The 22,565-nt window shown below is 62.6% G+C and carries 17 protein-coding genes; 6 read left to right on the forward strand and 11 right to left on the reverse strand.

The features are described from left to right. Positions 1–109: 109 nt before the first annotated feature. The 6 genes from ACIQTZ_RS21095 to ACIQTZ_RS21120 form a co-directional block, all read right to left on the reverse strand. Positions 110–838, reverse strand: a complete 729-nt coding sequence (locus ACIQTZ_RS21095) for a GntR family transcriptional regulator (protein WP_400336523.1) — start codon at positions 836–838, stop codon at positions 110–112. A 226-nt stretch (positions 839–1,064) separates the two neighbouring features. Further along, complete coding sequence (locus ACIQTZ_RS21100; RefSeq protein ID WP_402983712.1) at positions 1,065–1,856, reverse strand: IclR family transcriptional regulator; 792 nt, start codon at positions 1,854–1,856, stop codon at positions 1,065–1,067. A 167-nt stretch (positions 1,857–2,023) separates the two neighbouring features. Beyond that, positions 2,024–3,670, reverse strand: a complete 1,647-nt coding sequence (pruA, locus tag ACIQTZ_RS21105) for an L-glutamate gamma-semialdehyde dehydrogenase (RefSeq protein WP_402983715.1) — start codon at positions 3,668–3,670, stop codon at positions 2,024–2,026. Between the two features lie 52 nt (positions 3,671–3,722). Then, a complete protein-coding gene (locus tag ACIQTZ_RS21110) occupies positions 3,723–4,397 on the reverse strand; it encodes a GntR family transcriptional regulator (protein ID WP_400336526.1) in 675 nt (224 codons plus the stop codon). Positions 4,398–4,471: 74 nt separating this feature from the next. After that, a complete protein-coding gene (locus ACIQTZ_RS21115; protein ID WP_402983718.1) occupies positions 4,472–5,383 on the reverse strand; it encodes a proline dehydrogenase family protein in 912 nt (303 codons plus the stop codon). A gap of 276 nt (positions 5,384–5,659) precedes the next feature. Further along, positions 5,660–6,310 (reverse strand): HutD family protein, encoded by a 651-nt coding sequence (locus ACIQTZ_RS21120; protein WP_402983721.1) that lies wholly within the window; start codon positions 6,308–6,310, stop codon positions 5,660–5,662. A 244-nt stretch (positions 6,311–6,554) separates the two neighbouring features. Between ACIQTZ_RS21120 and ACIQTZ_RS21125 the strand changes: the two genes are divergently transcribed. The 3 genes from ACIQTZ_RS21125 to ACIQTZ_RS21135 all read left to right on the forward strand — a co-directional run bounded on the left by ACIQTZ_RS21125 (position 6,555) and on the right by ACIQTZ_RS21135 (position 10,422). Further along, complete coding sequence (locus tag ACIQTZ_RS21125; protein WP_402983723.1) at positions 6,555–7,571, forward strand: Ldh family oxidoreductase; 1,017 nt, start codon at positions 6,555–6,557, stop codon at positions 7,569–7,571. 37 nt (positions 7,572–7,608) lie between these two features. Beyond that, positions 7,609–8,751, forward strand: coding sequence for a proline racemase family protein (locus ACIQTZ_RS21130; protein WP_402950684.1), 1,143 nt, complete (start codon positions 7,609–7,611; stop codon positions 8,749–8,751). Positions 8,752–9,078: 327 nt separating this feature from the next. Continuing rightward, positions 9,079–10,422, forward strand: a complete 1,344-nt coding sequence (locus ACIQTZ_RS21135) for an MFS transporter (RefSeq protein ID WP_402983726.1) — start codon at positions 9,079–9,081, stop codon at positions 10,420–10,422. Between the two features lie 78 nt (positions 10,423–10,500). Here ACIQTZ_RS21135 and ACIQTZ_RS21140 read toward each other — a convergent pair whose 3' ends face one another. The 3 genes from ACIQTZ_RS21140 to ACIQTZ_RS21150 form a co-directional block, all read right to left on the reverse strand. Further along, complete coding sequence (locus ACIQTZ_RS21140; RefSeq protein ID WP_402983729.1) at positions 10,501–13,221, reverse strand: aminotransferase class I/II-fold pyridoxal phosphate-dependent enzyme; 2,721 nt, start codon at positions 13,219–13,221, stop codon at positions 10,501–10,503. Positions 13,222–13,358: 137 nt separating this feature from the next. Continuing rightward, the gene (locus tag ACIQTZ_RS21145; protein WP_402983732.1) at positions 13,359–14,633 is read right to left on the reverse strand and encodes an allantoate amidohydrolase; all 1,275 of its coding nucleotides are present in this window, start codon (positions 14,631–14,633) and stop codon (positions 13,359–13,361) included. Beyond that, positions 14,630–15,781, reverse strand: a complete 1,152-nt coding sequence (locus ACIQTZ_RS21150; RefSeq protein WP_402983735.1) for an FAD-dependent oxidoreductase — start codon at positions 15,779–15,781, stop codon at positions 14,630–14,632. Before ACIQTZ_RS21150 ends, ACIQTZ_RS21145 begins: the two co-directional genes overlap by 4 nt. 123 nt (positions 15,782–15,904) lie before the next feature. Here ACIQTZ_RS21150 and ACIQTZ_RS21155 point away from each other — a divergent pair, with 123 nt between their 5' ends. From ACIQTZ_RS21155 to ACIQTZ_RS21165, 3 genes are all read left to right on the forward strand, one after another. Beyond that, the gene (locus ACIQTZ_RS21155) at positions 15,905–16,786 is read left to right on the forward strand and encodes a LysR substrate-binding domain-containing protein (RefSeq protein WP_402983736.1); all 882 of its coding nucleotides are present in this window, start codon (positions 15,905–15,907) and stop codon (positions 16,784–16,786) included. A 227-nt stretch (positions 16,787–17,013) separates the two neighbouring features. Then, on the forward strand, positions 17,014–19,548 hold the full coding sequence (locus ACIQTZ_RS21160) for an FAD-dependent oxidoreductase (protein WP_402983739.1): 2,535 nt from the start codon (positions 17,014–17,016) through the stop codon (positions 19,546–19,548). Between the two features lie 182 nt (positions 19,549–19,730). After that, positions 19,731–20,831, forward strand: a complete 1,101-nt coding sequence (locus ACIQTZ_RS21165) for an MFS transporter (protein ID WP_402983742.1) — start codon at positions 19,731–19,733, stop codon at positions 20,829–20,831. A 208-nt stretch (positions 20,832–21,039) separates the two neighbouring features. Here the strand turns inward: ACIQTZ_RS21165 and ACIQTZ_RS21170 are convergent, their stop codons facing one another. Beyond that, a complete protein-coding gene (locus tag ACIQTZ_RS21170) occupies positions 21,040–21,909 on the reverse strand; it encodes a substrate-binding periplasmic protein (protein ID WP_402983745.1) in 870 nt (289 codons plus the stop codon). Between the two features lie 149 nt (positions 21,910–22,058). Further along, the coding region (locus ACIQTZ_RS21175) for an ABC transporter permease subunit (RefSeq protein WP_402983490.1) at positions 22,059–22,565 on the reverse strand (507 nt) is incomplete at its 5' end.

Consider the following 22,565-nt stretch of genomic DNA (forward strand, 5'->3'; position numbering starts at 1 on the left):
AGTTGTTCCTTCCGGCCGGTGGGATCAGCCTCAGTATCGCACCGCGTCCCTCCAAAAACGGTCGTCGGCAAGGGCAGACTGATTCCGGGCGCGTCTGGCGGTGACCGGTCTACTGCCCTTCAAGCCTTTTCTCGAGGCGCTTCCGTGCGCTGGCCAGCGACAGCTTGGTGAGTCGGGTTGCTGCCTTCGCGTCACGGGACCGGGCAGCTTCGAGAAGGTCGGGTTGCGGGGTCCACAGACTTTGGTCGTTGTGGTCGATTGCTTCGGTTGCACCGATGACTTTGTAGGGGCGGCATTGCAGCCAAAGGTTCTCAATGACGTCCATCAAGACGGGGTTGCCCCCGGCCTTATACAGCGTCCTCAAAAGGTCTTCGTCATCATCCAAGGCATCCCAGACCCGTCGTTCGGCCACGGCCTTTTTCATGCGGGTGCAGGCGGCCGCCATGCGTTCGACGTCGGCATCGGTGACGTTGGCGGCTCCCCGACGGGCGGCTTCCGTTTCCAGCGTTGCGCGGACTTCGTAGATGTGGATGAGTTCCCCAACGGTGAATTCCTTGACCACGGCTCCGCGGTGGGCGGCCACGCGGGTCGCGAGCCCGCTCTCTTCAAGTCGACGGATGGCTTCCCGGACCGGCATGACGCTGGTGCCGACCATGTCGGCGACGTCGCGCACGCGGAGGGGAGACCCGCCGGCCAGTTCGCCGGTGAGGATGGCTGATCGCAAGGCTTCGTAGACCTGGTCCGCTACGAGCGTCGGAGTAACCGAAAGCACGGCAGCGTTGATCCGGGTTACGCCAGGGGCAGAGGGCGCAGCCTCGCCCGATTTCTTGTCAGCCATACTGCTGATCCTATGGCTGCCTGACGCCAGCGGCGACTCCACACGCGGGTCTGGCGAGTTTTGAAATCTGAGATTCAGGCTTTTCTGATGTGTGATCGCTTGAGGATGTACTCCCCTTGTGCTGGCACACCGTCGCGGACGCGGACCAGGGCGTCCGGCTGGACATGCGACGGCGGAACTCACCAAAGGACCAAATGGTGAGTCCCGCCGTCGTACTTCTATCGGATCATCCCCGCACTGCGGTGTCGCTCAGCTCCGAAGCGGCCGCACAAGTCAAGCTTGTAAAGCGTTCCCGGCTGGGTCCGTCGTCTGCGCGCTCCTGCGGCACCATGGTGGTGACCACACCGGCCAGGATCCCGGTGTCGCTGAAGACGGGCGCGCTGACTCCCCAGACTCCTGGAGCCAAGGCCCCGGAGCTCGTCGCGTACCCATGTTCCCTGATGCTGGAGAGGTCGGCCTCGAGACCCGCGTGCTCGTCCCGGGTCAGGAAACGCCCGGCAAGGGCTTCTGCGGCCTCATCTTCTGGCAGGAAGGCAAGGATGGTTCGCGCGCTTGCACCGTTCAACAGGGGCCGGGAACGTCCCGCAGCGTAGCTGCAGCTGAGTATGTGTTGGCTTTCCACCGACTCCACACAGAGGGCTTCGTCACCGCTTTGGACCAGAAAGGCGGCCAGCTCGCCCGTGTCCCGTGAGAGTTTCTCCAACCTGTTGCGGATGGTGCCTTGTGCCAGTGATTCCTGGCGGTAGTTGTCCGCCAGCCGGACGACTTCCGGCCCGGCTGAGTAGCGCCCGACAGCCGTGCTTTCGACGACGAAGCCCGCCTGAAGGAGAGTTTGCAGATGCCGGTACACGGTGGATGTCGGTATCCGGAGGAGGCTGGCAATTTGTGCGCTGCTCAGGCTCCGGTGTCGGGCGAAGAGCAGCAGGATGGACATGGCAGTGCCGCGTTCGTCGCGTTTCCTGGACTGCGCGGGCTGACCCGGCGCCGTTGGCTTGTAGTTGAGGATTCGCTTCTTCATGGGAGTACTTCCGTAAGGGGGGTGGAAGGCCAAAGAGAGGGCAACAGCCGCCGCCCGGGAGAATCGGGCGACGGCTGCGGTTGCCGTACGGGTCGTTGCGAGGGAGTCCGACGGCGGTTGGTGGGCTGGGTGCGCAGGCGCGCACCCAGCCGGCTGGTGGCTCCCGCCTACTGGGCCAAGTAGGGCTGGCGCCATTCGGAGGACGGGGAGAAGTTCTCGTGGATGAACCGGCCACTGAGCCAGCGCTGCAAGGCAAGGCGCGAACCGGTCTTGTCGTTGGTGCCCGAAGCGCGGCCACCGCCGAAGGACACTTGGCCCATCAGGGCGCCGGTGGGCTTGTCGTTGATGTACGTCATGCCCGAGGAGTTGCGGAGCCTGTCCAGTGCGTGCGAGACGGCGCGGCGGTCGTTGGCAAAGATGGACTGGGTGAGGGCGTAGTTGCTGGTCTGGTCCACCAGGTCAAGTACGGACTCCCATTCCTGGTCCTCGTAGACGTAGACCGTGAGGATCGGGCCGAAGAACTCCTCGCTCATGGTGAAGGCGTGGGGGTCGGTGGTCTCGAAGATGGTGGGTTCAACGAACCAGCCTTCTTCGCCGTGAACGTTGCCGCCGGCCAGCAGGGTGTGGCTCGGGAGGGCCTTGGCTTTATCGATGGCATCCTCCAGCTTGCGGAAGGAGACTTCGTCGATGACGGCGCCGGTGAAGGTCTCGTGTTCGGCAGGGTCGCCAAGGCGCAGGGACTTGGTGGTTTCGACCAGTTCGTCCTTGATCTGCGCCCAAATGCTGTTCGGGATATAGGCGCGCGAGGATGCGGAGCACTTCTGTCCGGAGTATTCGAAGGAGCTGCGGATCAGGGCTGCGCGGAGGGCGCCGGGATCGGCGGAGGGGTGGGCAACAACTGCGTTCTTGCCGCCGGTCTCGCCGACGAGGCGGGGGAAGGAGCGGTACTTTTCGATGTTGTCTCCGGCCTTCTTCCAAAGGCTGCGGAATACATCGGTTGAGCCGGTGAAGTTAAGGCCGGCGAAGTCGGGGTGTGCCATGGCGTAGTCGGAAATAAGCCGGCCGGAGCCGTGGACCAGGTTGATGACGCCCGGCGGAAGGCCGGCTTCTTCGAACATGCGCATCAGGACGTCATTGCTGAGCGCCGACTTCTCGGACGGCTTCCACACCACGGTGTTGCCCATGAGGGCAGGGGTGGTGGGCAGGTTGCTGCCGATCGCGGTGAAGTTGAACGGGGTAATGGCTAGGACGAAGCCTTCAAGACCCCGCTGATCCAGCGTGTTGCCTTCACCCTGCAGCGATGCCGGCTGATCGGCGAAGATCTGCTGGGCGAGGTGGGCGTTGTAGCGGAAGAAGTCGGCCACTTCGCTCGCGGCGTCGATTTCAGCCTGGTGGAAGGTCTTGGACTGGCCGAGAATGGTGGTCGCTACCAGTTCATCCCGGTACTTTCCCGCGGCAAGCTCGCCGGCGCGGAGGAAGATGGCTGCGCGCTCCCACCACGGAGTGCGGGACCAGCCCTGCTGGGCTGCAAGGGCGGAGTCGATGGCTGCCTGGATGACCGTTTCATCGGCGGTGGGGATGCGGCCCAGTACCTGTGAGTGGCGGTGGGGTGCGGTGATGTCGCGAAGTTCGCCGGTCATGGACCGTTCGCCGTTGATCACGTGGGGGATATCGCGGACGTTGGAGGTTACGTCCGCAATGACCTTTTTCACCGAGGCGGCTTCCGGTGATCCCGGACGGAATTCACGGGAGGGTTCGTTGTAGGGCGTGGGAACCTTGAAGTTGCCAGAAACGGCGATGGACTGAGATGACATTTTCTGGGTGTCTCCTTTTGAGTGTTTCCCGGACCGTGCAGTCGCGGGTTGGTTAGTGGGTTTCCAGCCGCAGCTCCAGCCTGCGCAGGGCGCTGGCGAGGGAGTCTGCGGTGATGGTGGTTGCTGCGGCGGTGTCTCCGTCGAGCAACGCCTGGACCAGCGCCGGTTGCGGTGTCCAGAGGGTGTTGTCGTTTTTAGCTACGGCCTCGGTTGCGCCAATCACCTTGTAGGGCCGGCACTGAAGCCACAATTGTTCGATCGTGCTGACCAGGACAGGATTTCCCGAGGCCTGGTAGAGGGTCCTGAGGACTTCTTCATCGAAATCCAAGGCATCCACGATGCGGCCTTCGGCAACCGCCTGCAGCATGTGACTGCAGGCCACTTCCATGGCCCGCACATCCCGCTCGGTGACATTGGGCGCACCCTGCGTAGCCGCTTGGACCTCAAGGATGGTTCGGACATCGTAGATGTGGATCAGTTCCGTGGCTGTAAAGGTCTTGACGACGGCTCCTTTGTGAGGGGTGCGCGTTGCAAGGCCCGCTTCTTCGAGGCGGCGGATCGCTTCGCGGACTGGCATGACGCTGGTGCCGACCATGCCCGCCAGGTCACGAACCCTCAGGGGAGACCCCGCTTCGAGCGAGCCGGTCAGGATGGCGTTTTCCAGAACCTCATAAACCTGGTCCGCCACCAAGGTGGGGGTGACGGGACTGGTTGTTTGGACGCTCATGGTTACTCCTCTGACTGCCGCATCAAGATCGATGGTGATATTTGATCACATACCAGCCTACGCGAAAATGCTGTTTACCCTCCGATGAGGGAGCGGAGGAACAGGAGCAGGTTCGCGGGCTTCTCGGCCATGCGACGCATGAGGTACGGATACCACTGGGTGCCGTAGGGGAGGTATACCCGGACCCTGTACCCCTCGCGGACCAGTTCGTCCTGGAGCTTGCGGCGAACGCCGTACAGCATCTGGAATTCGAAGTCCTGCTTTCCCAGGCCGAGTTCGGCCGCCCGTTTCTTAATGACGTCGATGCATTTGTCGTCGTGGGTTCCGAACGCCGGGTCCGGCAGGTGTTCCAGCGCCCACCGCGCCAGATACTTGTACTGCTCGGTGACTTCTTCCGCGCTGTTCAGTGCTGCGGCCGACGTTTCATCGAAAGCACCCTTGACCAGTCGGATCCGTGGCTTGATGTCCGTGAAGGACAGCAGGTCTTCGGGAGTCTGCCGCATATTTGCCTGGATCGCTACCCGGGTGGTGGGGTGGTCCGGGAGGATGCTTTTGAAGATCGCGAGGGTGTCGCGGCCCACCGAACTGTGCTCCATGTCGACTTCGACCGTTGCTTCGTTGGTGGCTGCCGCATTCAGGAGCGCCTTCAGGTTATTGGCACACTCCTGGGGATCGATCATGATTCCCAGTTGGGACAGCTTGACCGAGACGGTGGATCCAGGGGCCCGGTTCCGGATGTTCTCGATGGCGCCCTGGTATTCCTTGGTGGCCTGCTTGGACTGTTCCAGGTCATGGACTGATTCGCCCAAGAGGTCGAGGCTGACGTCAATGCCGGCCTTGTTGAGCGCCTTCGTGGCAGTCCATGCCTCGTCCACGCCGCGTCCTGCGACGTAGCGGTCAACAATGGGGCGGGTGAAGCGGTTGCGCGTGGCAATGGCTTCGAGTTTCTTGTTTTCTGCGACCTGCAGAAGAAGTTTGTTCGGCATGAATCACTTCCTGGTTCGCCGCGGAGCCGCGGATGGGGACCGACCGTTCCTGGTTGCGGCGGCGTGTATTCGTTTCTACTGGCCCAACCTCTTTCGAGTGTTGTGCAAACCACATTAGCTTGTGATCACAAATCACACAAGAGTCTGATTTTCGAATGTCCGCTCCAGCAGCCACTGGCTTGAGGCTCGGATGGATTCATGCCGTGCTTTCTTTCGTCACATGCCTCGAGGGACAGGCTGCCTTTGACTGCTTCACTGCAGCGGGCCGCAGGCGGACTAATTCACACCCGCGGCATGGCGCAGGCGAACGCTGATGGCTCGGCCATGCTGTCCGCTGATTCCCTTTGTCGCGCTCCGAACCGTGACGATCGCCAGAAGGCAATTGCGCGCAAAGAGTTCCTCGGCGCCAGTATCCAGAATCAGCGTCGCCAGGGGATCGAGTCTGCGCCGGCTGCTCAGTGAGGCGGAGCCATCCAGTACTGTGACGGCTACGACTCCTGATCGGGGGTCGAGCAGGACCGGGCCGTCAAGTCTCTTGGTGGAGACGGAGCCCATGGCAGCGTTGCGATTCGTCATGAGGTTCAAACCCAGTTGGGGGCTTTGGTCCGCCATGCGGAGGTGGACGTCGGCTTCTCCTGGGAATTCTGCGGTCTTTCCAAGACCAAGTCGGTGCGCCTGTCCGTTGATGCTGAGCTCGACGTTTCCTGTGCTGGCAAGCGTAAAGATCCGGTCAATCCCAGGCAGGCAGGAAAAGGCTGAGTCCTCGTTGAGGTCGGCCAGGCTCAGGCGCCACATGAACCCATCGCCCAGTGCCGGGTCGCGTCTACTTCCGATTTGGCGCGTGTATCCGGCCCCGTTGATCCACGGAATGCGCGGGACGTTGTCGGGGCGGACGATCCGGGCTTTCGAAGACGAGCTTTGAGTCATGCGTTCCCTCATTTCCGACCCGATGATTGGGCCTTCGTCAAACCCAATTCAATGAAGCATTGACTGAGATGTGATCACAGATTACATTCTGAGTATGACACCAGCCACATGGTCTCAGACCGCGGACGGCCAGATGGCGCACCGCGGCAAGACAGGTGCTGACCCGGCGGCCTCAGGTCGACGGCTACCTGACATTGACGTCCCCGACGGGCACATGTGGCACAAACCCTGAAAGGACCCATCCTTGAACACCACTATTCCAAGCGAGGAACTCGCTGCCCTTTGCGAGCGGGCACTCCTGGCTCAGGGCGCAGGGGACCGGGCGGCCCGCGTCCTGGCCCGAGCCACGGTCGAGGCTGAACAAGTAGGCAACCGGGCGGTCGGTGTGGGTCACCTTTTCGACTACATCGACGGATATGGAACCGGTCGGATCGCTGCAACAGACGAGCCCGACATCCGACGGCTGGCCTCAGCCGTCATCGATGCGGATGCCCGCGGCGGACTGGCGCAGGTCGCCTTCGAGGAAGCGGTGCCGGCGTTTGACGTCGCCGCCCGGGAAGCGGGCCTCGCGGCAATGTGGATTCGCGGGTCCTACACCTGTGGTGAACTGGGCTACTACGCAAGGCACCTGGCGCAGCGGGGCTTCATCGCCGTTGCCACCGCCAACAGCCCTTCACTCATGTCGCTCGGCGGAGCCCCTAAGCCCATCCTGGGCACGAACCCCTTGGCCTACGGAATTCCGCGCGCCGGGAAGTTGCCTATAGTCATCGACCAGGCCTCATCGTCCACTGCCTTTGTCAATATTCGACGTGCCGCCGAGGCAGGCGACCCCATTCCTACGGGCTGGGCGCTGGACTCCCAGGGGCAACCCACGACCGTCGCCGATGAAGCCCTGCGCGGAACCCTCCTTCCCTTTGGCGGACATCGCGGCGGCAACATCGCCCTGCTGGTTGAGGTACTGGCCACGCTCTCCGGAGCCAAGTTCTCCATGGACGCCGCCCCCTTCGACCACGGCGATACATCCCCTGGTATTGGTGTCTTCCTGCTGGCCATCGACCCGGCGAGCTTCGTGGGATCGGTGGAGCGGCTCAACAAGCAACTGGAGCACCTGCAGAACGAGCACCAGGTCCGGCTTCCGGCTCTTGAAAACACGGAGCTTCCCGAGCAGGTTGGCATCGACCCTGCACTCCTCGACAGGCTCCGCAAAGCTGCCGAGCCGGCGGCCGAACAAGCGTCGGAGCCCGGTTCCACTGCCGGCTAACCTCCCCACACACCTCAACGAACAAGGCGAAACTGACATGTCTTTCAAACGAATGATCCACGCCGTGGAGACCCACTCCGGCGAGCCCATGCGCGTGATCACCGGCGGCGTGCCGCACATTCCCGGCAACACGGTATATGAGCAAATGAAATGGCTCGAAGAGAACGATGACCAGATCCGCAAGCTCATGCTCAGGGAACCACGGGGATACCCGCCGCTGTGCTGCAACCTCGTCGTGCCTCCCAAGCACCCCGACGCTGTGGCGGGCTTCATCATCATGGAGCAGGTTGAGTACCCGGTCATGAGCGGCGGCAACACCATCGCCGTCGCGACCGTCCTCCTGGAAACCGGCATGATTCCCATGGAGGAGCCCGTCACGAAATTCAATTTGGAGGCGCCTGCCGGCCTCATTGCCATCGAAGCCGAGTGCAGCAATGGCAAGGTCAAGCAGGTGAAGTTTAAGAACGTGCCCGCTTATGCGGTGTACCTCGACGCCGTCATTGACGTCCCCGAGCTGGGTAAGGTAACCGTTGACGTGGCATGGGGAGGCATGTTCTATGTCATCGCCGACGTCCGCCAGTTCGAGGGCCTGGACCTGGTCCCGGAACGCGGACGGGACATTACCCGTATCTCTTCCCTGATCCTCCGGGCGGCGCAGGACCAGCTGCCCGTGGCCCACCCGGACTATCCGGGCATCGGCATCACCATCTCGCAGCTGTCAGGTCTCACGGACAATCCCAATGCGGACCGTAAGAACGCCGTGACGGTTGCCAGCGGACCCGTCGAGTTCGACAATCCGGCAACCTGGACCGGTGGAGTGGATCGTTGCCCGTGTGGTACCGGAACGTGCGCAAAGATGGCCGCGCTCCACGCAAAGGGCGAGCTGGCATTGAACGAGCCATTCCGCCACGAGGGAATCCTGGGCAACGTGTACACGGGGGAGTTGGTTGAAGAAGTCACCATCAACGACCGTCAGGGCGTAGTACCCACCATCAGTGGGCAGGCGTGGATTACAGGTTTCAGCACCTGGGTTCTGGACCACGATGATCCCTTCCCTTATGGGTTCACTGTTGGGGATATCTGGGCACCCCAGGAGCAGGAGGAAAACACCAGTATGCGGCCGAGTGACGCAAAGGGTATTGCTGAGCTTCACGCGGCCAAGGCGGCCGCTCTGTCCTAGGGCCCATAACGGTGGTCCTGCGCTGAACTGTTGTCCTGCGCAACGGGGGAACATAACTGAAGCAGTCGAGTGGACCCGAGGAGAAAGTTCTCCTCGGGTCCACTCGCTTTTTGGCGGAATGGTGACCTCGAATTTACCTGAGTGTTACACCCAACCATTGACGCGATATGTGATCACAGATTACATTAGTGTGTGATGATAGCCACACGCCCAGGCGCAGCCGGGCGGCTCCCACTGTGGCCGGGGCGCGGCAGCCCCCTACCGAACACAATCCCTCAACGACGAAGGAGAAATAATGTCTTCCACTCTTAGCGCTAGGAGCGATGTGTGTCTGTAATCAACAAAACGGTCCTGCCTGACAGTCCGGCGACGGCCGCCTATAAGAAGCGTTTCCTCACCCGGCTCACGGCAGTCCTCGTGGGAGGCATGTTCCTCGATGGATACATCCTGGGAATCATCGGAACGGTGATCGGTTCCATTACCACTGAGCTGCACTTCACGCCTCTGTGGGAAGGCCTGATCGTCGCCTCCTCCCTCGTGGGGATTCTGGTGGGCTCGCCCATCGGCGGCTGGCTCGGGGATAAATTCGGCCGCAAGCCGTTGTTCATGATCGACATGGGCATCTTTGTGGTCGGCTCAGCGCTTCAATTCGTTGTCCACGAACCCTGGCAGTTGTTCCTGGTCCGGCTCTTGATGGGGGTTGCCGTGGGCGTTGAGTACTCTGTGGGCTGGCCCCTCATGTCCGAATTTGCCCCTGCACGGCTCCGTGGCCGGCTCATGGGACTGACGCTGGTGGCGTTCTATGTCGGTTTTATGGTCGCGTTCATTGTGGGGTACGCACTGACCACCACCACCTCCGTCGACTGGCGCATCATCCTCGGATCAAGCACGATCCCCGCGGTGATCCTCCTCCTTGCCCGGATTGGCCTCCCGGAATCTCCCCGATGGCTATGGAACAAAGGCCGAAGGGATGAGGCCCGTGCCGTTGCGCAGAAGTACATGGAGACAGGCGGCGGCGCAGACGACTTCGAACACGAGCAGGCGCGCCCTCAAGGCAGCTTCAAGATGCTCTTCTCCCGCCGCTATTGGCGTGCCACGCTGTTCTGCTCGATGTTCTGGCTATGCGCCGTCACGCCCTACTTCGCCATTGCCACCTTCGCTGAAGGCGTCCTGAAGGGTTACGGGCTGAGCCAGGGGCTGGCCGGAGGAGTCGGTCTGTCGGCGGTCGCTACGGCAGGGGTGATCCTGACGGTCATCCTGATCGACCGTGCCGGACGCCGGTTCCTCACGGTCCCGCCACAGTGGCTTTGCTTCGCGCTGCTCTTGGTCATTGGACTGTGGGCAGGTGCCCCGGCATGGGTGGTCCTTGTGTGCTTCCTGCTCTTTTCGTTCTTCAACGCCGGTTACAACACCCTGACGGGCATCTACCCCGGTGAAGTCTTCCCGACGGAGATCCGGGGGATCGGCACCGGCTTTGCCACCGCTGTCAGCCGCATTGGCGCGGGTGCAGGCACCTTCTTGCTCCCGTGGTCGGTGGCGAACTACGGACCCCAGGTCACCATGCTGGTGGCGGCAGGCCTCACGCTGCTCGGTGCCATCCTCTCGCAGTGGCTGGCACCTGAAACCAAGGGCAAGAACCTGAGCGAAACCGCGGCTGGCTTCTCCCACTAACCAGGCCCACTAACCAGACCCGAAGAAAACGAACAGGGCGGCTGGATCCTCTTGGATCCAGCCGCCCTGTTCGTATTCCTAGAGCTGGCCTGTCAGGGCTTCCGGTTGTATCCGCAGCACCCGGTACCCGTGGTGTTTGTCATAGCCATGGATTTCCTTGGTGTCCAGGGCTGCCATGAAGTCGAGCACGTTGGTGTCGAGGAGCTGGCCTGGGACCAGTACGGGGAAACCTGGCGGGTACGGAGTCACAAAGGCCGCGGAGATCACTTCCTCTCCTGCGGCGAGCCGCTTGCGGACGCCTGAATCGGTGAGGTACTCGCAGGAATCGGGCTTGTAGGTTTCAAAGTACGCCGTGCGGATACAACCATCCGGCAGCGCCTCGTCGGTGCGGAATCTGGAGGCGAAGCTGCTGAAGTCCGGCAGCGGCGGGGCACCCTTGGTAAGCCGGGTGACCATGCGGTTGTGGGCGGCCCGGGACCTCGGGCTTCGCGAGGATGCAGCTGCTTCGAAAGACTCGGCCAGTTTGACGAGGACTTCGATCAGGTACGCCACCGAGCTGCGGGACGTGCCGATGTTGGTCATGAACAACACACTGTTGCGAGAGGTCTTATTGACCTGGATACCGTGGCCGTCCATGAGGTACTCATGCCTGAAGGTGTCTCCATCGACCCCTGTGGCGCCGATATACATGGTGAGCCGGCTCGGGTCCACCACGAACTCATCGTTCTTCCAGGCCTGGGCCATTCTGGCGAGGCCATCCACCAGTGGCATGGGCGATGTGCTGGTGCGGAACTCTTCTGGAATGAGATCCAACGTGCTGAGGATGCGGAAATACTTTCTGAGCAGCGGGTGCTGTTCGATCGCGGTCGCCACGCTGGCAGCGAGGTCGGCCTGCTTCTGTACCAGTTCGCAGCCTTCAAGTTCTGCCTGCCGGCGCCCGATATCCAGGGAGGCCAGGATCTGGTAATTGGGTGAGGTGGAGGTGTGGGTCATGTAGGCCTCCCGGAAGGCCTCCTCCGTAAGGTGTGCGAAGTCCTGGTCATGGACATGGATCATCGATCCCTGGCGCAGGGACGTGAGGGTTTTGTGCGTCGACTGGGTTGCGTAGACCCGGATCCGGGCTCTGTCCGGGTCCGGGACAAGGCGGGTGTTCAACCAGAGATCGTCGTTGTGGGGTTCCCCGGTCACGGGATCGAACAACTCGGCGGCCTGGGCGGCATACTTTTCGCGGGCCGCCGGAGCCTGGAAGCGTTGCTCGAGGGCTTGGCTGGCCGCCATGGCCGTGCGGCGGCGGTAGATGGGATGGAACCCGGCGAACGCGAACCAGGCTTCGTCCCAGAGGAAGACGAGGTCTGGTTTGATGGCCAGGCACTCCTCCATGACGCGCTCTACGTCATACACGATCCCATCGAAGGTGCAGTTGGTGAGGGCGATCATTTTCACTTCGTCCAGCCGGCCCGAGGCTCGGTAGTCCAGAAGCATCTTCTTGATGGAGGACGTGGGGACGCCCCCATACAGCGAGAACTCATCCATCGGGTATGCCTCAAGGTAGGCAACCTTGGCACCGGCCAGGACCATGGCGTAGTGGTGGGATTTGTGGCAATTCCGGTCAACGAGGACCACGTCACCCGGGGCCAGGATGGCTTGATGGACAATCTTGTTCGCCGTCGAAGTGCCGTTCGTGACGAAGAACGTTTGCCGGGCGCCAAAAGCGCGGGCGGCCAGGCGTTGCGCGTCCCTGATGGATCCGTGAGGGTCCAGCAACGAATCAAGGCCACCAGAGGTGGCCGATGTTTCGGCGAGCAGGAGGTTCAAGCCGTAGAACTCTTCCATGTCCTTGATCCATTTGGAGTTGGAGACTGAACCGCCCCTGGAGACGGGCAGTGCATGGAACACTCCACCGGGTCGGCGGCTGTGGTTCTGGATGGCTGTGAAGAAGGGGGTTTCGTAGCGTTCGCCCACTCCTTTAAGGATGGAGAGGTGGAGTTCGAGGCTGTCTGCGCGCAGGAAGATTCTGCTGAAGCGGCTGGTGAGGGAACCGCCGAGTTTTTCGATGGAAACTCCGGCCACCAGGTAAAGGTCCAGGCTAGGCCGGAGTTCTGCAGCCTTCTCGGCCAACGCGAGGATCCTCTGGATGGGGCGGGCCGGGTCCAGATCGTTTGGACCGTTGGCGGCCACGAAGTCCTTGATGTCCTGCTCCAGCGGCCTTCGGGAACGGGTCTTGAAGCCTGGCCGGATAATGCATGCTTGGATGTCGGTGTTCAACAGCAAGGCTGCTACGGCATCTTCGTAGCTTGGAACAATGTTGATCTCGTAGACAAATGGGTCTTGGGGCCGGCGTTGGGCAAGCATCTGCTGGACAAACCCGGCCCCGTCCTCGAGCGTGCAGTCATCCACGAGCAGCACTTCGAAACGGGGACGCCCGTCAGATACATCCTCACGGGCTGACGGGGATACGCGGGAGGACTCCGCACGTGCCTGCCGCCGTCGCCGGCCCTTGAGTCTCTCGATCGCTTCGCCCAAGGCGACGGGGTCGCCGTCGTTGATCAACAACCGCAGTTCCTCAATGGCGGCCAGCCCCGGCGTTGCCCAGTGGCCTTCCACCAGTTCCAACCTGTCCAGCACCTGAAGGATGTCCTCGCTGAGCCGGCGCCTCGTTTCGGCAGAATGCCCACCTCCCATCTTCTCCGCCGTGTAGGTCAGGTATTCCCAGAGATCCTCCCGGATCCGCCACACATTGTGTGTCGCGGTCTCACTGGTGCCATCAACGGTGTACAGGTCTGGTGCGACCGGATTCACGTGTTTCCTTCTCTCGAATGGAGCCTTGTCCTCTTTGACAAAGCAGTGTCCGGGCGGGGCCCGGAAAATCTTGGGTTCCTCTGGGGCCAGAGGAAAACACCCGCGCCGATTGGGTCGGCGCGGGTGCTGGTATTCAGTTAGTCAAGGAGGCTGGCGAGTGCGTCTGCCAGCGCCTGGGCTCCAATTTCGGCGTCTTCGTCCACCACGTGTTCTTCGGGGGAGTGGGAGATGCCGCTGGGGTTCCGGACGAACACCATGGCCGTTTGGACGTAGGGGGAGAGGACGCCTGCGTCGTGTCCGGCGCCGGTGTCCAGGATGGGCGCGTCCGGAAGGGCGAGTTGGAGTTGTTGTTGCAGGCCGGGGTCGAAGTGGACGGTCGGGCTGAGGGATTCTTCGCTCAGAGTGACGGTGCAGCCTTCGTCGGCGGCGATGAGTTGGGCTTGGGCGTGGATGGCTTCCACTACTGATGCGGTGATGGCGTCGTCGGGGTGCCGGACGTCGAGCCAGAAGTCCACGCGGGAGGCGATGACGTTGGTTCCACCGGGGACGGGTTGGAGCCGGCCGACGGTCGCCCGAGCCTGTGGCTGTTTGCGAGCCGCATCGCGGATTGCGACAACGGTGCGGGAGGCGGCGACCATGGGGTCGTGCCGGTCGGCCATGAGGGTGGTGCCGGCGTGGTTGCCTTGGCCATTGATGCTGAGCTTCCAGCGGCCGTGGCCGAGGATGGAGGAGGCGATGGCGATGGGCTGGTTAAGATCGATCAGTCCACGGCCTTGTTCGACGTGGAGTTCAACGAAGGCGCCGATCTGGCCCAGTAGTTCCCTGTCTTTGCCGACATAACGCGGGTCCAGGCCGTTGGCTTTGGCGATGTCGGCGAAGGTGTTGCCGTCGGGGTCGCGAAGGTTCCGGGCTTTGTCCGGGTCGATGCCCCCGGTCATGAGCCGGGACCCGAGGCACGCGACGCCGAAGCGGGAACCTTCCTCCTCGGGGAAAACCACGACGGCGAGTGGCCGGGTCGGGTTGGTACCGCGGGCTTTGAGGATGTCCACGGCCACGAGGGCGGAGGCGACGCCGAGGGGGCCGTCGAAGGGTCCGCCGCCGGGGACGGAGTCGAGGTGGCTTCCGGTGACGAGAGCGTTGGTCCGGTCCTTGCCCGGGGTGTCCCACCAGGCCCAGATGGCCCCGTTGCGGTCCGTTTCCACGGCTAGGCCACGTTGTGTGGCTTGGTCGATGAACCATGACCGGAGGTCGAGCTCGGCGGTGGAGTAGACAGGGCGGGTGTAGCCGCCGCGGATCGGGTCGGTGCCCAGGTGGGCGATGTCGGACATGAGTCCGGTGACCGTTGCCGCCGTCGTGCCTGTCCGGTGAGTGGGGCTTGTCTGGTTGGTGAGGCTGCCGGTGGTGTTGGTCATGCGTGTGCTCCTGCTGCTGTGGCGTGAACGGCGAGGCTGAACTGTTCGGGGACGGTTCCGGTGCCGGTGGCGAGGTCGGCGGCGAGTTGGCCGATCAGCGGTGCGAATTTGGCGCCGTGGCCCGAGCAGGGGGAGAGAATGGTGACGCCCTCGGCGCGGTCGATGATGAAGTCCTCGGTGGGGGTGTTGGTGAACAGGCAGGTGGTCTCGGCGTACGGTTCCGGGACGACGCCGGGCAGGTACTTTTCGACGTAGTCGATGACCCGGCGGCGGTTCTCGGCGCTGATCTGTCCGTCCTGGTCCGCGGCCGAGGGCAGGATCTTGCCGCCGTTGTATTCAGCGACTTTCTGGCCGTGGAAGCCGGCGTCCCGGCCGCCGGGAAGGCCGTAGGCCTGCCAGCCTTCGCGCTTGTGGATGAAGGTGGGCCAGGTGGCCGGATCGGTCCCGTCGATGTAGGGGAAGTGGTAGGCCTGTTCCTGGCGGACCTCGAACGTAGGCATGGTCGCGAGGAACCCTGCGGGCAGGGAGAGGGACCCGAGGAGTTGGGGGAGCCAGCCGCCGGCGGCGACGATCACGTTCGCTGCCTTGACGCTGCGGGCGTCCTCGGAAGTCAGGGTGTAGTCGCCGGCGGTTCCGGTGATGGAGGCGAGGGCCCAGTTGGTGTGCAGGGCAGCGCCGTGGGCCACTGCCTGGTCCACCATGGCGGTGACTGATTCGTGGGCGTCGATGACACCGGCGCCGGGGTGCCAGAGGACGTCGGTGTCGAAGGCGATCTGGCCCCAGCGGTCCTGGGCTTGCTTCGCGGTCAGGAGTTCGTGCTCGATGCCGCGTGCTTCCAGGACGGCAGCGAGGCGTTCGGGTTGGCGGATGGATCCGTAGTCCACGGCGCCGTGCGGTGTGATGAGCTGTTTGCCGGAGAGCCGGGCGAGTTCGTCCCAGCCCGTCTTGGCTTCCTGGACCAGGCCCGTGTAGAAAGCGTCCGGGTAGGCGTAGCGGAAAATCCGGGCAGAGCCGTGGGAGCTGCCGGCGTCATTGGCCGGGGTGGTCCGTTCGAGCAGGGCCACGTCGTGGCCGCGGGAGGCAAGTTGCCAGGCTGTGGCCGCGCCGGACAGACCGGCTCCGACAACGACGTATTCGAACGATTCCATGGGGTTGCTCCTTCGGTTTGCATGGTGCGGTTTCTCGCTGCATCCAGTTACTCACCCCCGAAGTCCTTGCGTCCAATATCTTTTTACTTGCCATTGTTACTGCAGATCGAAAGAATCGACGTCATGGAACTTCGACAGCTCCGCTACTTCCTGGTCGTAGCCGATGAATTGCACTTCGGCCGCGCCGCCGAGCGCCTGCACATCACCCAACCGCCACTCACCGTGGCCATCAAGCGGCTCGAGCACGAACTTGGCGTCCAACTGTTTGACCGGACCACCCGCCGCGTCACCCTCACCCCTGCAGGGGAGGCCTTCAGGGACAAAACGGCTTCTGCCCTCGCCGAGCTCGACGAAGCTGCCGGGGACGTTGCGGACGTAGCTGCCGGCAGAAGCGGAAAGTTGCGGCTGGGATTCGTCAGCTCGGCCAGCTACACCACCGTCCCGGAAGCAATTCGGGCGTTCCGGGCGTTCCGCCCGCGCGTCGAGCTTGTGTTGGCACCCTTGACCAGCGGCGAACAGGTGGAGCAGTTGCTCGACGGCGAGCTGGATCTTGGATTACTTCGGGATCCTGGACAGATCCCTGGGCTCAGGCTCGAGTTGCTCAGTACCGAGGACTTGGTGGTCGTACTCCCGGAAACCCATCCATTGACCGCTTGCCCCGAAATTGCGGCGGAGCAACTCGAGCGGGAGCCGATGGTCCTGTTTCCCTATCGGCTGATGCCCGGTTTCGTCTCGCGGGTGCTCCGTCTCATCGAACACCTGCCCACACCGCCACTGGTCGCACAACAAGCCATCCATCAGGAAACCGTCCTCGGACTCGTAGCCGCAGGGCTGGGAATCTCAGTCCTTCCCCAATCCATCCAGCGGTTCCACATGCCCGGAATCACCACCCGCCCGATCGCCGGGAGACCCCAAACAGAGCTCTACGTCGCGCGCGGCCCGCGGAGTTCACCCTCCGCTGAAGACTTCATCGCCTGCCTCCGGAACGGCCTCCCGGAGGCATAGGTCCTTGCATTGAGGCGGGTGGGGAAAATTGATTCCGTAAAGTGTCGCTTGTGATCACATATCTCACATATACTGTGATTCAACCGACATGCGCTGACTGGCCATCCCGCGTTCGGCTACCAAATCTTGGAACCGCCACGCTCCCGTCAGGGAGCCTGACGTGGCGGGACCCAACCAGTGACTCTTTCACTTGAGACGTGGACGTCTCTTATCGCAAGGGAGATACCGTGGCGAACGCCCGAATTGACACAGATACCCGGATCCTCATCATCGGGGCTGGTGTTGTTGGTGCCGCATTGGCCGATGACCTGACCCGTCAGGGTATGAAGGCGGTCACCGTCGTCGATCAGGGTCCGTTGTACCGGACAGGTGGATCGTCTTCGCACGCCCCAGGCTTCGCATTCCAGACCACCGGCTCGGCGGTCATGACAGAGCTCGCGCGCCGGACGTTGGACAAGCTGGACGGCGCCACCCTGGATGGCCAGTGGATCCTCAAGCGTGTCGGTGGACTCGAACTCGCTTGCGACGAGGAGCGTCTGCAGTACTTGCACCGTCGTCACAACCTGGCCGAATCCTGGAAGGTGCCAGCCAGCATCGTCTCTCCCGAAAAGTGCGCGGAATTGTTCCCTGCTCTGGATACTTCAAGTGTCCTCGGCGGCTTGCACACGCCGACCGATGGCGTGGTCAAGGCTGTCCGCGCCGTGGAATGGCAAGCACGCCGCGCCATTGAAAACGGCGCGCGATTCTTTGGCCACACCCAGGTCACAGGCTTCCGGATCGACGACGATCGTGTGTCAGGTGTCAATGTCCGCACGACACCCGAGGTGCCCGGCAACCCCTGCAAGGGCGAACGGCTTCCTGAAGGCACGACGCAACTGGACGCCGACGTCGTCGTCGTGTGCGCCGGGTTGTGGGGGCCAGGTTTGGGCAAACTGCTCGGCCTGGAACTGCCGATGGTACCCATGGAGCACTGCTCTTCGTCCACCAGCGTCCTGCCCACCCTTGCAGGCATGAGCGATGAGCAGGAACTGGATCTCCCCATGATCCGTCACCAGGCCACGGGATCGTACTTCCGGCAGTACGGAGAACGTTTGTTGTGGGGTAGCTACGAGCACCGCGTCATACCTGTTGAACAGGAAGACATCGCGGGTCCGGAAGAATTCTCCAGGACCCGCGTTGAGCCGGCGATCCACCCCTTGACATGGGAAGACCTCAAGGGCGGCTGGGCCGAGCTCCAACGGCTCTTCCCAGAGGCCGCGGACTGCGAGCCGGTTGACGGCTACAACGGCATCTTCTCATTCACCCCTGACGGCAACCCGCTGTTGGGAGAGGTCCCGGGGGTGCGCGGGCTCTGGCTCGGTGAATCCGTGTGGCTGACACAGTCCGCTGGGGTTGCCGGCGTACTCGCCGACTGGATCGTCACAGGAGACCCCGGGATCGACACGACGACCCTCGACTTCCGCCGCTTCGACCAAACGCACCTCACACGTTCAGCCAGCATCGCCCGAGCCAGCGAAAACTATGACGAGGTCTACGACATAGCCCACCCTCGCTGGCAGACCAAACAGTTGCGGAAGTTCGCAACGACTCCCTTCTACCTGCGGCAGGAGGCGCTTGGAGCCAAGTTCGGCAGTACCCCCGGCGGCTGGGAACGCCCCTTGTGGTACGAGAGCACCAACCCTGCCGGTTCGTTGGTCGACAGGGACTCCTGGTGCTCCTACGGATGGTCCCCCCGGATCTCCGTCGAAGCGCGCAACGCACGATCCAGTGTGGGCCTCGGCGACGCCGGTGCAGTGTCCAGCTTCGAAGTTCGAGGTCCTGGTGCGAGGCAGCATCTGGAGGAACTCTTGTCACAGGAGCTCTCTCTGGACGTCGACACCTCCACCACAGCCTTCATCATCAACGCCTCCGGCGGTATCGCGGCGGACCTGACGATTATCTGCACTTCCAGTGATTCCTATGTGGTCATCGGCAGCGTTCCCGAAGACATCTGGCACCTCCAGCGCGAAACGGCCTTCCTGCAGGAGACCAGCATCCTGGACGTCTCTTCCGGAACCACCGCCTTGGTACTCGTGGGTCCCGACGCCGCATCAGTTCTCGAAACAGTGACCCGAGGGGCACTGCCCGCAAATGCGTCATCGGAAGCGCCCGTCCTGGACGTGGGCGGTATTCCGGTCCGGGCTGTAGCCGAAACAACCACCGGGCTAGGCGGTTGGACACTGTATACAGCCACGGAACACGGCCTGTTCCTGTGGGATCTGCTACTGGAAGCCGGAGCAGACTGGCGGATCTCGGCCATGGGGACCGATGCCCTTGCGGCGCTGCGGATCGCGAACGGGACACCAGCCTTCGGCATCGAATACGGGCCCCAGGATAACCTTCATGAAACCGGTCTTGCGCGCCCGTCCAAGCGTGGAGCGCTCCGCCAGGGCCACCGCGTGCTTGTACGGTTGGCACTGGAAGACAAGCGCCACGCGGCCATCCCGGGGGCACCAGTCACGGACGGCCAGGCTGTGGTTGGATACGTCACCAGCGTCGCGGAAGACCCGGAAACGCTTCACTATCTGGCTTTCGCCTGGGTGGATGCGCACGCAGCGGAAACTGGCACGAACCTCGCAGTCTCCCACCTCAGCGAACGCTACCCAGCCGTCGTCGATCGATCTGCACTTCCCGAACGTGATGACCGCACAGAACATGTCGAGGTCTCTCCAGTTGCAGGTGCCCATACCGCAGGTTCAGTGGAACTAGCCAGCGCTCTGTGACCATCCAGCATTGACACAAGCCTGACCGCTTGCCGCTATACCGATTTCGAGTCGGATAGCGGCAGGCGGTCAGGCGTTTAAATCGCAGCATGGGCCGCGCACTGTGACTACCACCGTGAAAGGATCGCATAACTTTGAGCGCCTCTGGATACTTGGCAGCTTCCATTCCACAAAGAACGGCAATGGCGGGTTCCCTTGTCGCGCTTCCCGTCCTGGCCATCGAACAGGCGGGCAATGTTGCGATGGGCGGTGTTCTTGTTGCTGCCTTCCTGGGACCCAGCGTCATTGCCGCTCCAGTGGCAGGGGCCGCTTTGGACATGGCACGCCGGCCAGCCGTCCCCGTCGCAGCCTCGGGGCTGCTGACTGCCACAGCGTTCGCTGTGGCAGCCATGTTCAGTCGTGAGCTGCCTTTGATGGTAGTCGTAGGCATGGCCATCGCTGGGGCGGTTTCGCCCTTCTATATGGGAGGGATGTCCAGCTTTGCCTGGGATGTCATTCCCGATAAGCGACGTGCCTTCGCCTATGACGCGCTTTCGTATAACGTCGCTGCAGTGGCTGGCCCAGCGCTGGTTGCCCTCCTCGCGGCGTTCCTCAGTGCACAGACGGCTCTCTTCACATTGGCTGCGATTGCTTTGGCCGGGACCATGTGCGTGGGCGTGCTCAAAGCGCGCCGCGGCAATCGTACGGCAACTCCGGCGATGGCGGTCATTAAGGCAGGGCTACAACGGACCTTCGCCCACCGCCCCTTGGCGGTGGTCACCCTTTCCTCGACGCTGACCCAGGTGGGGCAGGGAGGGTTGGCCATAGCCCTTGTTGCGCTGTCTGTTGACCGCAGCGGATCTCCGCAGGAGGGTGCTGGCCTCGTCACTGCCTTCGCGCTTGGGAGCCTGGCAGGCGTGCTTGTGGAAACCATTCGGCCAAGCCGCGCGAAGCCGCACCGCACCATGGCCGCCGGCTTTGTCGCAACAGGGGTTTTCACGATACTGGCGGCCTTGGACATGGGCCAGGTCTGGGCAGTCGTCACCATCGCTCTTTCCGGAGTCTTCACGGCCTCAACAACAACAGCCATGCTTTTGTTGCGTGACCGGCACAGCGGACATGGCCTCAAGTCCCAAGTATTCTCGGTCAGCGCAGGCCTTCGTACCAGCGCGTCAGCGGGAGGCGCGATCCTTACCACCTCGGTCGGTGGATGGGGAAGCGCACTTTCGCTCGCATCACTTGGAGTCATCTGGATTATCTCGGCAACGGTCCTTATCGCCTATCCCGCGTCAAAGGCTCCCTAGTGGAGACGAAGTTTCCGCTGCATACTGATTCGCTCGGCTTCGATCTTCGAACCCGTGGAACCTACTGAACCGGACGGGAGCGGTCCCGAAGATGCCCGGACTTCCCTCTCGACGGCTGGCTTATGAGTACAGCAAAGCGGGCACTCCACTGGACGTGAGAAGGGCACTGGATGGAAATCCAGTGCCCTTCTCACGTTTTCTCTACGCCTTAGAGTTCGTTGGGAGCTCCGGGCTGTCCAACGGCGGGGTCCAGTCCGTACTTTTCGAGGATCTTCTTGATGGTGCCGTTTTCGCGTAGCTTGGTGATGTCCTCGTCCAGTGCCTTGCCGAGTTCCTGGTTGTCCAGGCTCGAAGGCAGCATGACCTGGCCAACCGCAGCAAACTCGGGAACCTTGGGATTCGGGGTCACGTCCACCACAGTCGCTCCATCGATGGGGGCGTCCTTGAAGCGGCCCTTGGCGGAGGCCGCAGAAGCCACGATGCCGTCGATGCGGCCTGCCTTCAGATCGCCATAGATGGATTCGTCATCCTGGTAAACCTTGAACTTGTCGCCGAGCCACTGCTGCAGGCTGTTGTTGTAGAGGTTGCCGGCCACCGAGCCGATGATCTTTCCTTCCAGCTTGTCGCTGGTCAGACCGGTCTTGGAAATGATCGCTTGCGGGTCATTCCAGAGCGGGGTGCTCAGGTAGACGATCTTCTTGCGTTCCTTGGTACGGAGCCAGCTGCCGGATCCGATGTCCACGCGCTTGGACTGCACGGAGGGGATCACGGCTCCCGCGCCGCCTGAGGTGCTGACGGTGACCTTCAGGCATTCGAGCTTGGCGATCTCGCCAATGAGGTCACCCTCGAGACCGGTGACGGTGTCGCCCTCAACCTTCGTCGCGGGGTAGTAGTCGTAACTGGCAACGGTCAGTTCACCCTGCGTAACGGTCTTGAGGTCCTTGTGGGCCGGGGTGCAGTCGCCCGAGCCGGCGGAGGCGTCGCCGCCGCCTCCGCAGGCGGCGAGGGAGAGGGCGACCAGGCCGGCGGCGGTGCCGGCCGAAAGTACGCGCACGAGGGAACGGGTTGTTCGCGACATGGTGACTCTTTCTTCTATCTCTTTGATGGGGTTGAACCCCGATTGATGGGAACGGAGGTGGTGCTTTTGGTGCGGCTTGGTTCTCGGTCTGTGGAACCGATCCCTTGGAAGCGACCTTTACGGAGCAGGCCTGGCGTGTGTTGGTGGTGTTAGTTGCGTTGGAGGTGGCGGCCGAGGCGGTTTTCGAGGAGTTTGACGGCGCCGAGGAAAACCAGGGTGAGGGATCCGTAGATGATGGCGGTGAGGGTGTAGACGGAGAGGTATTCGAAGGTGATGGAGCCGATTTCGAAGGCTTTGGACATGAGTTCGGGGACGGCGATGACGAAGGCGAGGGCGGAGCCTTGGAAGACGAGGACGGCGAGGCCGGCCAGGGGTGGGGTGGAGATGCGGAGGGCTTGGGGGAGGATGATGAGCCGGAATCCGGTCCAGCCGCGGAGTCCGGTGGTGAGGGCTGCTTCTTTTTGGCCCAGGGGGACGGAGGCGATGCCTGCGCGGAAGTATTCGGAGGCGTAGGCGCCGGTGTTCCAGGTCAGGGCGATGATGGCGGTGGTCAGGGAGGTCAGGGTGATCCCGGCGTCGGGGAGGCTGAAGTAGAGCAGGTAGAGCAGGACCAGGGCGGGCAGGCCGCGGCCGACTTCGACGAAGAGGAAGCTGAT

This window comes from Paenarthrobacter sp. NPDC090520 (assembly GCF_044769205.1).
Taxonomy (GTDB): domain Bacteria; phylum Actinomycetota; class Actinomycetes; order Actinomycetales; family Micrococcaceae; genus Arthrobacter.

What these genes read in the sequence shown, in the direction of transcription:
- ACIQTZ_RS21095 (WP_400336523.1), bottom strand. Translation starts at nt 838, where the DNA reads ATGGCTGACAAGAAATCGGGCGAGGCTGCGCCCTCTGCCCCTGGCGTA.
- ACIQTZ_RS21100 (WP_402983712.1), bottom strand. Translation starts at nt 1,856, where the DNA reads ATGAAGAAGCGAATCCTCAACTACAAGCCAACGGCGCCGGGTCAGCCC.
- pruA (WP_402983715.1), bottom strand. Translation starts at nt 3,670, where the DNA reads ATGTCATCTCAGTCCATCGCCGTTTCTGGCAACTTCAAGGTTCCCACG.
- ACIQTZ_RS21110 (WP_400336526.1), bottom strand. Translation starts at nt 4,397, where the DNA reads ATGAGCGTCCAAACAACCAGTCCCGTCACCCCCACCTTGGTGGCGGAC.
- ACIQTZ_RS21115 (WP_402983718.1), bottom strand. Translation starts at nt 5,383, where the DNA reads ATGCCGAACAAACTTCTTCTGCAGGTCGCAGAAAACAAGAAACTCGAA.
- ACIQTZ_RS21120 (WP_402983721.1), bottom strand. Translation starts at nt 6,310, where the DNA reads ATGACTCAAAGCTCGTCTTCGAAAGCCCGGATCGTCCGCCCCGACAAC.
- ACIQTZ_RS21130 (WP_402950684.1), top strand. Translation starts at nt 7,609, where the DNA reads ATGTCTTTCAAACGAATGATCCACGCCGTGGAGACCCACTCCGGCGAG.
- ACIQTZ_RS21145 (WP_402983732.1), bottom strand. Translation starts at nt 14,633, where the DNA reads ATGACCAACACCACCGGCAGCCTCACCAACCAGACAAGCCCCACTCAC.
- ACIQTZ_RS21150 (WP_402983735.1), bottom strand. Translation starts at nt 15,781, where the DNA reads ATGGAATCGTTCGAATACGTCGTTGTCGGAGCCGGTCTGTCCGGCGCG.
- ACIQTZ_RS21155 (WP_402983736.1), top strand. Translation starts at nt 15,905, where the DNA reads ATGGAACTTCGACAGCTCCGCTACTTCCTGGTCGTAGCCGATGAATTG.
- ACIQTZ_RS21165 (WP_402983742.1), top strand. Translation starts at nt 19,731, where the DNA reads ATGGCGGGTTCCCTTGTCGCGCTTCCCGTCCTGGCCATCGAACAGGCG.
- ACIQTZ_RS21170 (WP_402983745.1), bottom strand. Translation starts at nt 21,909, where the DNA reads ATGTCGCGAACAACCCGTTCCCTCGTGCGCGTACTTTCGGCCGGCACC.